The organism is Tenacibaculum maritimum NCIMB 2154 (genome assembly GCF_900119795.1).
In the GTDB taxonomy this organism is placed as follows: domain Bacteria; phylum Bacteroidota; class Bacteroidia; order Flavobacteriales; family Flavobacteriaceae; genus Polaribacter; species Polaribacter maritimus.
Window position 1 is genome coordinate 3,274,654 of record NZ_LT634361.1, and the last position, 15,870, is coordinate 3,290,523.

General features: G+C 31.9%; 17 protein-coding genes. 4 read left to right on the top strand and 13 right to left on the bottom strand.

Going from position 1 to position 15,870, the window contains the following annotated elements; all coding sequences use genetic code 11:
• The first annotated feature begins 29 nt into the window (after positions 1-29).
• Complete coding sequence (locus MARIT_RS14645) at positions 30-1,079, top strand: endonuclease/exonuclease/phosphatase family protein (protein WP_024740240.1); 1,050 nt, start codon at positions 30-32, stop codon at positions 1,077-1,079.
• Between the two features lie 65 nt (positions 1,080-1,144).
• On the opposite strand, the gene nadD is transcribed toward MARIT_RS14645, so the two are convergent.
• From nadD to MARIT_RS14705, 12 genes are all read right to left on the bottom strand, one after another.
• Positions 1,145-1,732, bottom strand: a complete 588-nt coding sequence (gene nadD, locus MARIT_RS14650) for a nicotinate (nicotinamide) nucleotide adenylyltransferase (protein ID WP_024740241.1) — start codon at positions 1,730-1,732, stop codon at positions 1,145-1,147.
• Between the two features lie 2 nt (positions 1,733-1,734).
• A complete protein-coding gene (gene gmk, locus MARIT_RS14655) occupies positions 1,735-2,325 on the bottom strand; it encodes a guanylate kinase (RefSeq protein WP_024740242.1) in 591 nt (196 codons plus the stop codon).
• A 4-nt stretch (positions 2,326-2,329) separates the two neighbouring features.
• Entirely contained in the window at positions 2,330-3,196 is an 867-nt protein-coding gene (locus MARIT_RS14660) for a YicC/YloC family endoribonuclease (protein ID WP_231975164.1), read from the bottom strand.
• Positions 3,197-3,227: 31 nt separating this feature from the next.
• Positions 3,228-4,127 carry a DMT family transporter gene (locus MARIT_RS14665; RefSeq protein WP_024740244.1) on the bottom strand — a complete coding sequence of 300 codons (900 nt, stop codon included), beginning with the start codon at positions 4,125-4,127 and terminating at the stop codon, positions 3,228-3,230.
• Between the two features lie 167 nt (positions 4,128-4,294).
• A complete protein-coding gene (lysM, locus tag MARIT_RS14670; RefSeq protein WP_100211903.1) occupies positions 4,295-4,765 on the bottom strand; it encodes a peptidoglycan-binding protein LysM in 471 nt (156 codons plus the stop codon).
• Positions 4,766-4,977: 212 nt separating this feature from the next.
• On the bottom strand, positions 4,978-6,024 hold the full coding sequence (locus tag MARIT_RS14675) for a zinc metalloprotease (protein WP_100211904.1): 1,047 nt from the start codon (positions 6,022-6,024) through the stop codon (positions 4,978-4,980).
• Between the two features lie 351 nt (positions 6,025-6,375).
• Entirely contained in the window at positions 6,376-7,914 is a 1,539-nt protein-coding gene (locus MARIT_RS14680; RefSeq protein ID WP_100211905.1) for a polyamine aminopropyltransferase, read from the bottom strand.
• A gap of 5 nt (positions 7,915-7,919) precedes the next feature.
• Positions 7,920-8,687 carry a hypothetical protein gene (locus MARIT_RS14685; RefSeq protein WP_157926301.1) on the bottom strand — a complete coding sequence of 256 codons (768 nt, stop codon included), beginning with the start codon at positions 8,685-8,687 and terminating at the stop codon, positions 7,920-7,922.
• A 2-nt stretch (positions 8,688-8,689) separates the two neighbouring features.
• Positions 8,690-9,175 (bottom strand): DUF4178 domain-containing protein, encoded by a 486-nt coding sequence (locus MARIT_RS14690; protein WP_024740249.1) that lies wholly within the window; start codon positions 9,173-9,175, stop codon positions 8,690-8,692.
• A gap of 202 nt (positions 9,176-9,377) precedes the next feature.
• On the bottom strand, positions 9,378-9,755 hold the full coding sequence (locus MARIT_RS15695; protein WP_024740250.1) for a hypothetical protein: 378 nt from the start codon (positions 9,753-9,755) through the stop codon (positions 9,378-9,380).
• Entirely contained in the window at positions 9,755-10,117 is a 363-nt protein-coding gene (gene speD, locus MARIT_RS14700; protein WP_024740251.1) for an adenosylmethionine decarboxylase, read from the bottom strand. Before speD ends, MARIT_RS15695 begins: the two co-directional genes overlap by 1 nt.
• 39 nt (positions 10,118-10,156) lie before the next feature.
• Positions 10,157-11,368 carry an aminotransferase class V-fold PLP-dependent enzyme gene (locus MARIT_RS14705; RefSeq protein ID WP_024740252.1) on the bottom strand — a complete coding sequence of 404 codons (1,212 nt, stop codon included), beginning with the start codon at positions 11,366-11,368 and terminating at the stop codon, positions 10,157-10,159.
• 126 nt (positions 11,369-11,494) lie between these two features.
• Here MARIT_RS14705 and MARIT_RS14710 point away from each other — a divergent pair, with 126 nt between their 5' ends.
• Positions 11,495-12,820 (top strand): serine hydrolase domain-containing protein, encoded by a 1,326-nt coding sequence (locus MARIT_RS14710; RefSeq protein WP_231975165.1) that lies wholly within the window; start codon positions 11,495-11,497, stop codon positions 12,818-12,820.
• A 4-nt stretch (positions 12,821-12,824) separates the two neighbouring features.
• The gene (locus MARIT_RS14715; protein ID WP_100211908.1) at positions 12,825-13,166 is read left to right on the top strand and encodes an SdpI family protein; all 342 of its coding nucleotides are present in this window, start codon (positions 12,825-12,827) and stop codon (positions 13,164-13,166) included.
• A 1-nt stretch (position 13,167) separates the two neighbouring features.
• On the opposite strand, the gene MARIT_RS14720 is transcribed toward MARIT_RS14715, so the two are convergent.
• Positions 13,168-13,848: an SCO family protein gene (locus tag MARIT_RS14720; RefSeq protein WP_100211909.1), complete on the bottom strand. Its 681-nt coding sequence runs from the start codon at positions 13,846-13,848 to the stop codon at positions 13,168-13,170.
• 172 nt (positions 13,849-14,020) lie between these two features.
• Between MARIT_RS14720 and MARIT_RS14725 the strand changes: the two genes are divergently transcribed.
• The gene (locus MARIT_RS14725) at positions 14,021-15,817 is read left to right on the top strand and encodes a M1 family aminopeptidase (protein WP_231975166.1); all 1,797 of its coding nucleotides are present in this window, start codon (positions 14,021-14,023) and stop codon (positions 15,815-15,817) included.
• The last annotated feature ends 53 nt before the right edge of the window (positions 15,818-15,870 follow it).

Consider the following 15,870-nt stretch of genomic DNA (forward strand, 5'->3'; position numbering starts at 1 on the left):
TTATTTATTTTATAGCAAACTTTAAACCTATGAAGAAAATATTCACACTTATTTTTATATTAAGTATCACTATCTGTTTTTCTCAACAAAAAAAAAGATACGATATAAGAACCGTCGCTTTTTATAACCTTGAAAACTTATTTGACACCATCAATGACATCACCAAAAATGATGAAGCTAGCCCTATCATGAAACTTCGTGAAAATAGAAGCAAGGTATATTGGGATAAGATTGCTAAATTAAGCGAAGTAATTTCCCAAATAGGAAAAGAAAAAACAAAAACAAGTCCAGCTATCCTAGGAATTGCCGAAGCTGAAAACAATACTGTTTTACAAAACCTAATAAATACTAAAAAACTGAAAGGTATGTATGATATTATCCATTTTGATTCTCCTGACGAAAGAGGTATCGACGTAGCTCTTTTATATCAAAAAAAATACTTTACTCCTACGCATTATGAAGTATTCAATCCTAATATTTATGTAGAAAACAGAAAAAAGCATACGCGAGATATTTTATTAGTTACAGGATATTTGGACAACGAATTGGTGCACATCATCATAAATCACTGGCCTTCTCGTAGAGGTGGAGAGGAAAAAAGTAGTCCTTTAAGAGAAAAAGCAGCTTATAAAGTTACTCAAATCATTCAAAAGATTAGAAATCAAGACGAAAACGGTAAAATACTAATTATGGGAGATTTTAATGATGACCCTATTAATAGTAGCTTCAAAAATGTATTAAAAACTAAGCGTAAAAAACGCAATGTAAATAAACAAGACATATACAATCCTTATGAAGATATGTTCCGAAGAGGGTTTAGTACGCTCGGGCATAGAGACCAACTTCATTTATTTGACCAAATTTTAATTAGTTCTTCTCTATTAAATAAGAATAAAAAAGATTTTTCATCTTATAAATTATTCAATGCCTCCATTTTTAATAAACAATTTCTAATAAACAAAAAGGGGCGTTATAAAGGGTATCCTAAAAGAAGTTTTTCAAGGGGGAAATACACAGGAGGGTATAGTGATCATTACCCTGTATATATTCATTTGATTAGAGAAACGAATTCATATTAACCACAATGAAAAAAATAAGCGAGAGGTGCAACATTATACCTCCCGCTTATTTCCAATAAACTTTGCTATTTTTTATAGAAATTCATTTCATCAATATATTTCCAGACGGTAGCAGAAAGCAATGGTTTGCTATTTTTTCCTTCCTTAATTTGATTTCGAATCATTGTTGAAGAAATTTGTATTATAGGGGCTTCTACCCTATGTATTTTATGATGGTTATCAAACTGAGTAGCTACCTTACCCTCCGAAATCCTAGGATATACATATACTTCATAGTCTTCTAAAATTGTTTCATAATTTTTCCATTTATGAAGCCCTTTTAAATTATCCTCTCCCATTATCAAATTAAATTGATGATCTGGATACTTCTCCGAAATATGAGCTAAAGTATGTACCGTATAATTCGGCTGAGGTAAATTAAATTCAATATCAGAAGGTTTTATTTTATCATATCCTTCTGTAGCTTTAAAAACCATTTCTAACCGATGGTAATTATCCAATAATGTACTTTTCTTTTTAAATGGATTATGAGGAGTTACCACCATCCATATTTCATCTAAATCAGAATTTTCTACCATATAGTTCGCGATTATTAAATGCCCTATATGTATGGGGTTAAATGTTCCGAAATATAAACCTATATTCTTTGACATGATTATACTGGAGAGGTTCCTAAAAATTCATCTACTAAGCTCTCTGCATCCTTTAAAGCTACTGCTAAATCATAGTTCTTTATTGTTTTATCAAACATAGGTGCAGTGGCTAATTCTATTGGTGCCTTTGCTATTCTTGCTGCTATTTTTTCATCGCTCTCTTCTCCTCTTTTTTTTAAGCGCTTTAATAGTTCATTAATATCTGGTGGTTTTACGAAGACCGCTAAAGTTTCTTCTGGGAATTTTTCTTTAATTCTTAATCCTCCTCTAACATCAATATCAAAAATTACATGCTTACCTTTTGCCCAAATCCGTTCAACTTCCGTCTTTAGAGTTCCATAAAAATTATCTCTATAAACCTCTTCCCATTCCAAAAATTCTTCTTTTTTTATTTTCTGCTTAAAATCTTCTAATGAAATGTAATAATAATCTACTCCTTCTTTTTCATTGCTTCTAGGATTACGAGAAGTTGCTGAAATAGAAAACTCTAAATTAAATCGTTCTTGAGCCAGTAAATGACGTACGATTGTTGTTTTTCCTGAGCCTGAGGGTGCTGAAAACACAAATAGTTTTCCTTTAAATTCTTTAGTCATTTTGCTATAAAACGTTTAAAATTTGTTCTTTTATCTTTTCTAACTCATCTTTCATTTGAATAACTAATTTTTGCATTGGAGCAAAGTTAGCCTTAGATCCTGTAGTATTTATTTCCCTTCCTATTTCTTGAACAATAAACCCTAATTTTTTTCCATTAGATGTATCATTTGCTAACTCTTGTAAGAAATAGTCCAAATGATTTGCTAGACGAACTTTTTCTTCATTAATATCTAGTTTTTCCAAATAATAAATTAATTCTTGTTCAAAACGATTTTCATCTACCTCAACTTTTAGATCTGCTAAAGCTTTTTCTAAACGTGTTTTTACATGTTTTATCCTCTCTCCATCAAGTGCTTTTACTTCTTCTAATGCTAGTTTTATATTTGCAATTCTTAATTTAAAATCCTCTTCTAAAGAAGCTGCCTCATCTATCCTATACTTTACAATTTCTTTGATAGCTTCTTCAATGTGCTCATTAATTTGACTCCATTCTTCCTCATCTAGTTCTTCTCTTTCCGTTTTTAAGGCATCCGGCATACGAACAGCCATTTTCAAAAGTTCAATATCATCAGAAGATCCAGCCTGAGTTACATTTCTTAACTGCTGAATGTACTCTCTTACTACTGCATTGTTAATTACTGTTGAAGTTTCATCAGCTGTCATTTCTATGTAAATAGAAAAGTCAACTTTTCCTCTTACTAAGTTAAAAGCTAACTTCTTTCTTACTTCCAGCTCTTTTTCTTTATAATACGACGGAATACGAACATTTAGATCAAGATTTTTACTATTTAACGATTTAATTTCAATCGTTACTTTTTTAGTTGGTAATTGTAATATGGACTTTCCATATCCCGTCATTGACTGTATCATAATTTCATTTTTATGGAAGGCAAATATACAGTTATTTGTTGGGAGTTGTAGCTACTTGCTTGGTTACTAAATACACCCCTAAGAATATTAACAATGTTGCAGAAATTTTTATTGTATTTAAACTATCACTTCCCACCAATAATGCATATATAGAAGCAATAACTGGTTGTAAATATATAAAAACACTTACTGTTGTTGGTTTTAATTTAGATAATGCAAACAAATTGAACAAATAAGTCACACATGTAGTAAATAAAACAACGAATCCAACTTTGGCATAAATATTCATAGGCATTGTACTCCATGAGACCTCCATGAGTTCTAAAAAACCAAAAGGAACCACAAATAGCAACCCGAATAAATACAGCCATTTAACAAAAACAATGGGGTTATATTTAGAAACTAACTCTTTTACAATTACTAAATACATTGCATAAGATGCTGCATTTATAAAAACTAAAAAGTTTCCAAACACCATATTTTTAGCATTTACAGATGATGAGTTTCCATAAACTATTAAAACAATCGCTCCTATTAAACCAATAGCTACTCCTGCTATTTTACGAGGAATTAATTTTTCTTTTAATATGATACTTGCAAAAATCAACACTAAAATAGGAGACATCACCATCATTACTGAAGCACTAATAGGCGTAGTATAGCTCAATCCTTTAAAAAAAGATAGCATATTTAATCCTATCCCGAAAAAAGAAGCCATTATAATTCTTTTATAATCTCCTTTTTCAATGGATTGCCCCTTTACAAATAAGCCCAATAGCCAAAAAACAATCGTAGCTCCAAGGACTCTTAAAAGGATAAAACCAAAAGGTTTAATATACAAAGGCATTACTTCTTTTGCAACGGTGAATGTTACCCCATAAATTATTGTTGCAATTGAAGCCGCAACAAGCGGAAGTGTTCTAGTGTTCATGAACTTATAATCTCTTTTATTTACCCCGCAAAGGTGCAGATAATTATTAATTTTTAAACAAAAAAAAGCTTTTTAACACCTTCTTTTTTCAAACGTCCATCTTACCACTACTTTCAAAAAAAAAGTGCCACGAAACGCAGCACTTGTTATTTTTATTGATCTAATAACTAATCCATTAAAGGTGGGATTCTCAATACTTGTCCTGGGTAAATCTTATCAGGATGAGACAGCATTGGTTTATTAGCTTCAAAAATTTCAGGATATTTCATCGCATTTCCATAATATTCCTTTGCTATTTTACCTAGCGTATCTCCACGTTCTACTGTATGAAACTGAGCCATTATTTCTTCTTCTATAACTTCCACTTCTGCTACTGTCATATTATCTTCTACAGTAGCAATACCATTTGTATTCCCTATCACTAAAACTACCTTTTCTTTTGTTGGTAAGTCCGCCGCTTCTCCTGACACAACCGCTTTGTCTTCTTCTACGCTCACAGATAAATTTTCCACAGATAGATCTAGCGCTTTAACTGCATCCACTAATTTCATTGCTTTTTCTACTGCTTCTTCTTCAGTTGTTTTACCAATACCAAATACCTTAGCACCAGCATCTTTAATAAATGAAAATAATCCCATTTTTCTTATTTTTTGTTGATTAATAAATACATTTCTACTGCACAATATACAACTTTTATGCCATTATTTAATATTCTTATTGTCAACTCTTCATTACTCTTAAATTTAGCAGGATGCTATTTTAGAGATCCTTTATCCCATAAAAAACCCTTTGAATAAATTATCCAAAGAGTTCTTTATTTATCTTAAATTAAGATATTGAAGTTTCCCACTTAGTTAATCATTGAAGCCCTTGCACCTCCTGAGGCAAAAATAGCTCTCATTCTGTTACGTTGACCATCTGTAAACATATACATACAAGCATCATAAGTATAATCCATATAATTCATCGTCATATCTGCACTTTTACAACTTACATCTGGAAATGTTGGACAACCTCCGTTAGAAGCATCTGCAGATGGTGTATCTGCTACAAAATCATCCTGACGACATCTACCATCACCCCAAATATGACGTAAGTTTAAATAATGACCTACTTCATGGGTGGCTGTTCTTCCTCCTCCATATGAACCACTTGTAATACCGAAATAATCTCCGCCTAATACGATACCATCTGTAGAAGGACTTCCTCCTGGGAACTGAGCATACCCTAAAATACCTCCACCTATTTCACAAACCCAAATATTCATATGAGTTGAAGGTGTTATAGGAGGATAAGCACTTTTTATGGCATCATTAGTTCCCCAAGAAGATCTAGAATCATTATGTCTAAACACCCCTTCTAGAGAAAAACTAAACCCTGCATCTGTTGCATCATTTGCAAAAGTAGTTCCTGAAGGGAGTTGCGCTGTATTAATACTCCTAAAATCTGAATTTAACACATTCATTTGAGAAGTTACTTGAGCATCAGAAATTACATTTGCATTCGGATAAACAATATGAACATAAACTGGAATATTAATAATTCCTAATCCATCTTCAATAGGGGCTACATCTACATCTCCCCCGTTTCCTCCACCTCCTGGCTTTCCGCCTCCTGGTTTTCCCTTTGCTGCTATATTTTTTCTTGTAGCATACTCTACATCATACATCTTTTTATATAAACTCGGATTCTGCCTCAACTGCCTATTTAGCACCTTCATTGAATGACATCTTTCCCCGCTTGCTCCCCTCTCTTCTGTATCATCAGAATCTGTATGAACGTAAAAATCGCTCATATCAATTTTTGCCTCTTGACTTACAGGTATATCAGTTGAACTTCCTTGGCACCCAATTAAAACCCCAGCGACTACGGCTAACGATAAAAATACTCTTTTCATGTTGTGAAAATTAAATTTAGTTAAATTATTTTGTTACGAAACACAAAATACGTGTTAAAAAAGTTAATGAAAAATATTTAATACAATAAAACTGTTAAAAAACAGATATAAAACTAATAAAAAACTATTTTCATTGACGATTTCAAATATATAGTTTTTTATTATATAAATAATCTTTTTATTAAATATGAATATTTACCTCGCAAAGCCTTTACCAATCACTTGGGAAGCGAAAAACAACATAATACATTAAAAATATTTTTTTAACAAAAAAAGTAAAAAAACGTCATTTTTAAACAACCAAATCTACCAATATGCTTAAAAACACATCTAAAAATCAGAAAAATTTCTTTAATACAAATCCCAATTACCCTGTCTATAATAAGTATAAAGTTTGGGAGAAAAAATAGTATTGATTTGTATTCCTGTAGTATCTACTAGAGGTTTTCCAAACGAAGTTAACTGAGGGAGTGCGCTGTTAGTTAGCCATTTTAAATTTAAAGAAGTTACCTTAACTGCCTTTATCTGCTCTAATAATATCTCTTTCTTCTTAGCCATAACCCAGCCCCACTCTCCTAAAGTAAGTATTTGATTATGCATTGGCATCGTTCGCAAACCCGCTGCTTTCATTGTTTTATCAATACAATAAAATGCTTTAGTTGCATAATACGGACTTCCTGCCTGCGTAATAAGGATTCCTGTTTCTTGCAATTTTAAATTACATAAGCTATAAAACTCTTTTGTATATAATTTATTTAAATCAACATTATTAGGGTCTGGAAGATCTACAAAAATAACATCATACCTTTCTTTTACCTCTTCTAAAAAATTAAAGGCATCTTGAATCACAATCTTTAGCTTAGAATTATTCATTGCATTCTGATTTAGTTCTTTTAATACCTCATGGTTCTTCCCTAAATCAATCATCCTTTCATCCAAATCTACTAATGTTATTTTTTCAACATTAGGATACTTTAAAACCTCTCTCGCCAAACAGCCATCACCCCCTCCTAATACTAAGATATTCTTAGTAGCTCCTGCTAACTGCATAGGGATATGCACCATAGGCTCATGATACATAAACTCGTCAAAAGAAGACAATTGCTGATTTCCATTTATATACAAAGAATGCCATTCCTTCCATTTTGTTAATACAATTTTCTGATATTTCGTTTGCTCAGTATATACTATTTTATCTTTGTATTTTACCTGTTCTCCAAACTTTACGATAGGTTTTGCAAAATATAGCCCCAAAAGAATTGATAACGTAACAATAATATAGGACAGTTGTAATCTCTTTATTATGTTGATAGGAACATATTCCTTTAAAACCCTAAACAAATAGTAAGAAACTCCCAAGTTCAATATTCCTAGCATAAAAGGTGTGTAGGTAAGACCTAGATATGGGAGTCCTACAAAAGCGAAGAAAAGGCCTCCAATTAAGCTACCGAAATAATCTTTTTCTAAAATATTCGATATGTTTAATCGGAGTTCTTCAAATTCATCGTTAATTCTTGTTGCAAATGGAATTTCAAGTCCTATGAGCAAACCTATAGCAATAGATAAAATATAAATCACTAACCAAGAAACATCCGTAACTCCATAAGTTACGTACAATATCAATGCAGAAAAGGACACTAACACTGACAAAATCAACTCTGTAACAATAAAGTAAGCAATTACTTGCTTTGTAAACTTTTTACTTAACCGACTACCCAATCCCATCGCAAATAGCATAATGGACACGATTAGGGTAAATTGTAAAATAGCATTTCCTATAAAATAAGATGCCAATGTAGACAAGATGTACTCCGCTACAATTCCGCTAATTCCAGTAGCAAATAAAGCTACTTTTAACGCAAACGATTTTTGTTTTTTAGTATATCTCAAAGCTATTATTTTCCGTAACCACCAGAACGAGATCTAGTCGATGAACCGCTTGAGTACCTTGACGAACTCCTTGATGATGTACCACTCAAACTATTCCATCTATTTGTATGCTCTTTTTTTCTTGAGAAAAAAGAACTTCTTGCTGTCTTTTCATGTGCACTTCTCGTTCCATAAGTATAATTCCCTCTGGCATCTTTATTTCCATAATAAGAACTCCCTCTATGATTAGAAGACTGAAAGCCACTATAATCATTTCTAAAAATATTTCTTCTCGACCCTAACCAAAGCCAAAAAAATGGACTTGAAGAATATGTTTTCCAACGTCGTTGAGAAGAATGATTTGTCGAACTTTTATTAGTTGAATCTTTTTGAACGGCTTCCCATTCTCCATGTTTCTTATTCCCAATAGCCCACCCAAATCCTACCGGCCTTGCTACTCTAGATAATTTCCCATTATGACTAGATACGATTTCCATTCCTAAATCATTCTCATGTGCTTTAAAAAATTTTTTATTCACCGTTTCCCAAGGTGTTTTTTTAACATGCAAGGAATCCTTTTTTAAAGTCAATATCTTATACTTTTGCTGATAAACCATCAAGCTAGGTTCCTCTTCTATTTTCATATCATCTAAAACAATTGAAAACTCTTTCCCTTTATATTGCTTAATAATTCTTTCTGTAGGTTCAATAGCCACTGTTTTTGGTGGTTTGCTACCTTTTGAACATCCCATCAACAAGAATCCTACCAGGAATACATGTAATACTTTTTTCATATTTAATTTTCTTTTATATCTTTTATTTTTTTTGCTTTTAATTCTTCTCCTAAAAAGGCCTCGTATGTTCCATCACTCCATCTTTCAATAGTTAACAACTCTTCTTCCCCTGTATAGAACAAAAAGCACTCTAAATTTTCTCTAGGAGAGGAAGTTGTTAGGTTTTTATAATCGCCACTATATTTTTCATCTAATTGAAACAATTTATTTTCATATACAATTTCTTCTGTACAAATTGCTTCAATTAAACGTGTATCCTCTATAGAAACAGCTTCTGAATAAGTAACTTCATAAACTCCTTTATAAAATTCCACTTCCAAAAAAGCTTCCTGATGCCCCGAAACGATTTTATATTCTACACTAGAATTGTCCATACGCCAATCGTACCTGCCTATTTCTTTAATTTCCCATTTCTTCTTATATAAAGTAAAAGTGTGTCCTACTTTCAACTTGTCTAAATCATATTCTTTTGAGCTATTCCAAAACATATCAACTAATTTTTTTCCGCAATGCGGGCATTCACAATATTTTTTTATTTCCTTTAATTTTCTTATCTCTTCAATATAAACGGAACTGATGATTCTTGCTGGTAACGCAACAATACCAATACCTAATAAAGCTATATATCTTACCTATTCCTGTTGCAGGATAAATATCTCTATAACCAACAGTAGTCAACGTTGCTGCTACTCACCATAACGCTTGTTCTATATTTTGAAACGCTTCTGATTGAGCTATTTTCTCTATATTATACATTAACATTGATGATAAAATAAGTAATATAAGCACTAGAAAAAGGGTTCCTATAATTTCGTTTTTTATAATACTTAACGATTTAAAGTACCTCTTCAACTTTACAAGCCTTAACAGACTAAGCATCCTTAAATCTACTTTTATCAGATAAAGTATATAAAATGGAATTATTGACAATAAATTATAATACTCTAGCAATATAGCTATAGCGTTAATAATAATCAATGAAGAAATAAAATACTCTACAAATTCACCTTTTTCTAAAGGTCTTCTTTCATCATCAAATAATAATGCTATTTTTTGCTTAATAAACATTATATGATCTTCTCTAAAAAACCTCGTTGACTTGAATTTTTCTCTAACCGTTTTGATTTAAACTGCTCCTTGATCCACAATATCCCTTCCTCTAAATCAAAAGACTTATTACATGTAAAGAAATCTAATGCAACATACTTATGCTCCGGCCAAGTATGAATGGCGATATGGCTTTCTTTAATCACAATAACCCCACTAATTCCTATAGGGGAAAATTCGTGAATGGTCGTATTTACCACAGATAAATCCATGATTTGAGCAGCTTTCTCTAAAATTTTTTTTATGGAAGTTGTGGTGTTTATGATTGCAGCGTCACAATCGTAAAAATCAACTGTTGTTTGGTAACCTAAACTCTTTTTCATGCTTCAAATATACATCTTTTAGAATTACCATAAAAGACCTTAGGTTAACATTTTTTTAGCCTTTTTTACTGCTTCTATCAAAACATCTATTTCTTGCTTGGTATTATAAAAAGCGAAAGAAGCTCTTACTGTTCCTGGGATGCCATAAAAATTCATTATTGGTTGCGCACAATGATGGCCTGTTCTTACGGCAACTCCTAATTTGTCTAAAATAGCTCCTATATCATACGGATGCACTCCTTCAATATTAAAAGAAATTACAGCCGTTTTTTCAGCGGTCCCATAAATCGTCAATCCTTCTATTTCTTTCAACTTTTCAGTACCATATGCTAATAGCTCATTTTCATAAGCAGCAATAGCATCGAAACCTATTTTATTCATATAATCTAACGCAACACCAAAAGCAATCCCTCCACAAATATTAGGTGTTCCTGCTTCAAATTTATGTGGCAATCCCGCATATGTAGTTTTTTCAAATGTTACGGTTTCAATCATTTCCCCCCCTCCTTGATAAGGAGGTAACTTTTGCAATAATGCTTCTTTTCCATATAATAGTCCCACCCCTGTTGGGCCACATATTTTATGAGCAGATGCCACATAAAAATCAACATCTAAATCTTGTACATCAGGCTTAATGTGTGGCGTAGCTTGTGCTCCATCAATTAAAACATATGCTCCAAATTTATGAGCTGCTTGAATAAGTTTTTTAATAGGGTTAATAGTTCCCAGTGCATTGGAAACATGATTGCAAAATACTAATTTTGTTTTTGAGTTTAGCAATTCATGATAGATAGTCATTTTTAATGTTCCATCTTCATTCATAGGGATTACCTTTAAGACCGCCCCTGTTTTTTCACAAAGCATTTGCCAAGGCACAATATTTGAATGATGCTCTAATGCAGAAACAATTATCTCATCTCCCTCTTCCAGTAAAGAAGCAAATCCAGAAGCTACAATATTAATACTATCTGTTGTACCAGAAGTTAATATAATCTCATAAGGATGCTTTGCATTAAAGTGTTGTTGAATTTTAATACGCGCCTCTTCATATTTATCTGTTGCTTCCTGACTTAATGTATGTACTCCTCTATGGATATTTGCATTATACCCCGAATAGTAATCAACAATTGCATCTATTACTACTTTAGGTGTTTGAGAAGTTGCTGCATTATCAAAGTAAACTAATGGCTTTCCGTTTACAGTTCTTTGTAAAATAGGAAAATCTGTACGTATTTTTTCTACCGAAAACATTTCTAAACTATTTAAGAAAACAAAGGTACTTGTTGTTTTTTAAAATTACTTAAAAAGGGCTACATAAATTCTTATATTTGTTAGTATCCTTATTCTATAAGTCAATTTATTTCAAAACAATTCTCTGTGAAATCAACAAAGCGCATCTTTTTTATAGTATGTATATTACTAACAACCACTATTTATTACAACTATTCAAAACTTAATATCATTGCTGGTTATTCTGCAAAAAACATGAGTTCTGCCGTTTTTTTAGCAGGAAGAAATGCTGATTTTACGGATGAAACAGATCACAATTTCTTCCCTATAAATTTAGCTAAAGATGTTATTAATAACAGCGAAAAACAGGTTACTACCACAGCAATAGGGCTCCTTAAAAGAAAAGCTGTTTATAGAGAAGGAATAGGAAGTGTGTTAACCATTGATGGAGTAAGTACAGAGAAACCTGTTCTTGTACCAGCACGGAGCCTACCTAATAATACTATTCCATACCCCTATGGAAATGCCACTCCTAAAGACTCTATTTTTTCGAATATTGATTATACAAAGCTAAATGAAGCTATTTCTTTTTTATTCAATCCTATTCATAAGACTCGGGCAGCATTGGTCGTGTATAAAGATCATATTATTGCAGAAAGATATGCTGATAACTTTAATAAAGATTCCAAACTTTTAGGTTGGTCCATGACAAAAAGTATTACAAGTACCCTTTTTGGAATCCTACAACATCAAGGTAAAATAAACATACGCGATACTGCTCCAATAGATGCGTGGAAAAACGATAAAAGGCAACACATAACTATTCATAACTTACTACAAATGAATAGTGGATTGGAATGGACGGAAGATTATAATAGTATTTCTGATGTTACCAAAATGTTGTTTTTAGAACCAGATATGAGCAGAAGTCAAATAAATAAACCTTTAATAGGGAAGCCAAATCAAACATGGAATTACTCCTCTGGAACTACCAATTTACTTTCTGGAATTTTACGAAAGATCCTTGGATCTCATCAAACTTACTTAAACTACTGGTACGAGGCTTTAATTGATAAAATAGGTATGAATTCTATGGTTATTGAAACCGATTTATCAGGTAATTATGTAGGATCTTCCTACGCTTGGGCTACTCCAAGAGATTGGAGTAAATTAGGGTTGTTATATTTACACAATGGAACTTGGAATAACGAAAATTTATTCGACAAAGAATGGGTAAACTATGCTACAACTCCTACCCCTACTTCCAATGGTAGATATGGAGCTCAAATATGGCTAAATACAAAAGGGCACTATCCTGATATTCCAAAAAATACTTACTCTTTTAATGGGTATCAAGGTCAAAATGTCTTTATTTTGCCAGATCAAGAAATGGTGGTTGTTAGAATGGGACTAACCAAAAATGCAGATATGAATTTATTTTTAAAAAATATCATTGCATCTATAAAAAACTAAACGAATGAATCCTTATTATTATGTATTATCGGTAAACGGACTGCTATTTGCTCTTAGCATTGTTTTTTACTTCTTTCCTCCTAAAAAAATAAATTCAATTTATGGGTATAGAACCAATAAAGCAATGAAAAATGACACTGTATGGAAATATGCCAATTCTTTTTTTAATAAGCAATTTTTAATTTACTCAGCAATTTCTTTTGTTTCAGCGATGCTTTTTGTTTATTTAAATCCAAATATAAATTGGCAGCCAATGGCTATTATGATTCTTTCTTTAGCTGTATCCGTAATAAAAACAGAGCAAGAATTGAATAAGAATTTTGATGATGAAGGAAATAAATTATAACCTACCTTCTGCTATATTCTTCTTTTAACATTTGAATATCATCAATGATTTTTTGAATATTTTTTTTATCTGTTCCATCATAAGAACCTCTTATTCTACGCTCTTTATCAATTAAAACAAAATTTTCCGTATGAATAAAGTCATCTTCATCTCCCTCCCCTTCGTCTAATACTGCAAAATAACTTTTACGTGCTAATGCGTAAATATGTTTTTTACTTCCTGTAGTTACATTCCATTTTTCATCAATAACTCCCTTTCTGTTTGCATATGCTCTTAGCACAGAAACACTATCAATAACAGGAGTTACTGAATGTGATAAGAACATAATATCTTCATCATTTTTATAATACTCTTGTAGCTTCATCATATTATCCGCCATTAAAACGCAAATTGAAGGACATCGAGTAAAGAAGAAATCAGCTATATAAATTTTTCCATCGTAATTCTTATTGGTGATGATTTTTCCATTCTGATTTACAAGCTTAAAATCAGCAATTGTATGATTCTTTTTTACGTGTTTTACAGAGGCATCCACTAACCGAGGGTTAAAATCTACTGGATTATATATCCGTAGTTTTTTATCTACTTTTAACAAATGATAAAACACAGGAATTGCTATTGCAGAAAACACGATTATAAAAATCAGTGTATATTTAGATTTTTTAAAAAATTGAAGATTCATCAAAAGTAATTATATTTACGTTTCAAATTTACAAAATTAGGTTCTAATGAAATATCTTTCTCTACTATTTTGCCTTTTATCCTTCTCTATTTTCAGTCAAAAAAAAACATTTTATAAAGATTCTTATTTAAAAGAGCTCATTCTCGCTGAAAAAAAAGCTGGTTTGAAAAAAATGCACTTTCAAAACAACGCAAACACTACTAACTATGATGTAAAGTACCACCGATTGGTATGGAATGTTGATCCTACAAAAGCACATATTAGCGGTCATGTAACTACTCATTTCATTGCCAATATGAATATGAATAAAATTGTGTTTGACATGGCTAATAACCTAACCGTATCTTCTGTAACTCAAAGAGGTGCAAACCTTCCTTTTACAACCAATTCCAATGATGAACTTATCATTACGTTACCTTCTACTCAAAGTTCAGGTACTTTAGATTCATTAACCGTAACCTATAGTGGAAATCCTGTAAGTAGTGGCTTTGGCTCTTTTGAGGTAGGAACCCATAATGGAACTCCTGTATTATGGACGCTTTCTGAACCTTACGGAGCAAAAGGTTGGTGGCCTTGTAAACAAGACTTGAATGATAAAATAGATGTTATCGACGTTTATATCAATGCCCCTTCTGAATATACCGCAGTATCTAATGGTTTATTAAAATCTGAAGTTACCTCAGGAACTACTAAAACAACTCATTGGAGGCACGAATATAAAATCCCCGCTTACCTAATAGCCATTGCCGTAACTAATTATAGCAAATACTCTCATCATGTTGCTAATGGTAATTTCAGCATAGATAATTACGTTTATCCTGAAAGCTTAATTTCAGCACAAAGCCAAACACCTGTTACTGTGGATATCATGAATTTATTTGGTGATTTGTTTGAAATTTACCCATTTGCTAACGAAAAATATGGGCACGCTCAATTTGGATGGGGAGGAGGAATGGAACATACTACCATTTCTTTTATGGGAAATTTCAGCCGCGGTCTTATTGCTCATGAACTAGCACATCAATGGTTTGGCAACAAAATTACTTGTGGTTCTTGGGAAGATATTTGGCTAAATGAAGGGTTTGCTACCTATTTAACTGGATTAACCGTTGAAAATTTAGACGGCAAGGAAGCCTTTATTAATTGGAAAAAAAGAAAAACTAGCAGTATTACCTCACAAAGTTCTGGTTCTGTTTTTTGTACAGACACAACCTCTATCGGTAGAATATTTAGCTCTCGTTTAAGTTACAACAAAGGAGCTATGCTTGTTCATATGTTACGTTATAAACTAGGCGATACTGATTTTTTCAATGGAATTAAAGCTTATTTACAAGATCCTGAATTGGCCTATGGCTATGCTAAAACCTACCAACTAAAACAACATTTAGAAACTGCTAGCGGCCAAGATTTAACGGAGTTTTTTAATGATTGGTACACTGGAGAAGGCTATCCTAGCTATCAAATTCAAGCAGACAACTATGGAAAATCAATACGTATTACGGTACACCAAACCCCATCTCACAATAGTGTTTCTTTTTTCGAAATGCCTCTCACTTTTAAGGTTATTGGAACTAATGGAGAAGAGGAAGTTTTCAAAGTAGCGCACACTAATAATGGACAAGTATTTAACCATACAACTTCTTTTGATATTTCAACTTTAATTTTTGATCCAGAAAGCGATATTATTTCAAAATCCAATAACCTTACCCTAGACGTAAAAAATGAAGTCTTAGACAATGCTATTTCAATCTTCCCTAACCCTGCAGGAGAAACTTTAAGAATAATAACAGGTAACATCATCAAGATAGAAAAGTTAAGCATCTATAACGCACTAGGTCAAGTTATTTTTGAAAACATAAATCCAAAAACAAAAAACATAAACATAAAAAACTTACAACAAGGAACTTATTTTGTTAAAATAACAACAGAAAAAGGTACTATTTCTAAAACTTTGTTAAAAGAAAAATAGCTAAAGCTACTTTCTTTTTAGAACTCTACATAAAAACGTACATTTGTGCGTTT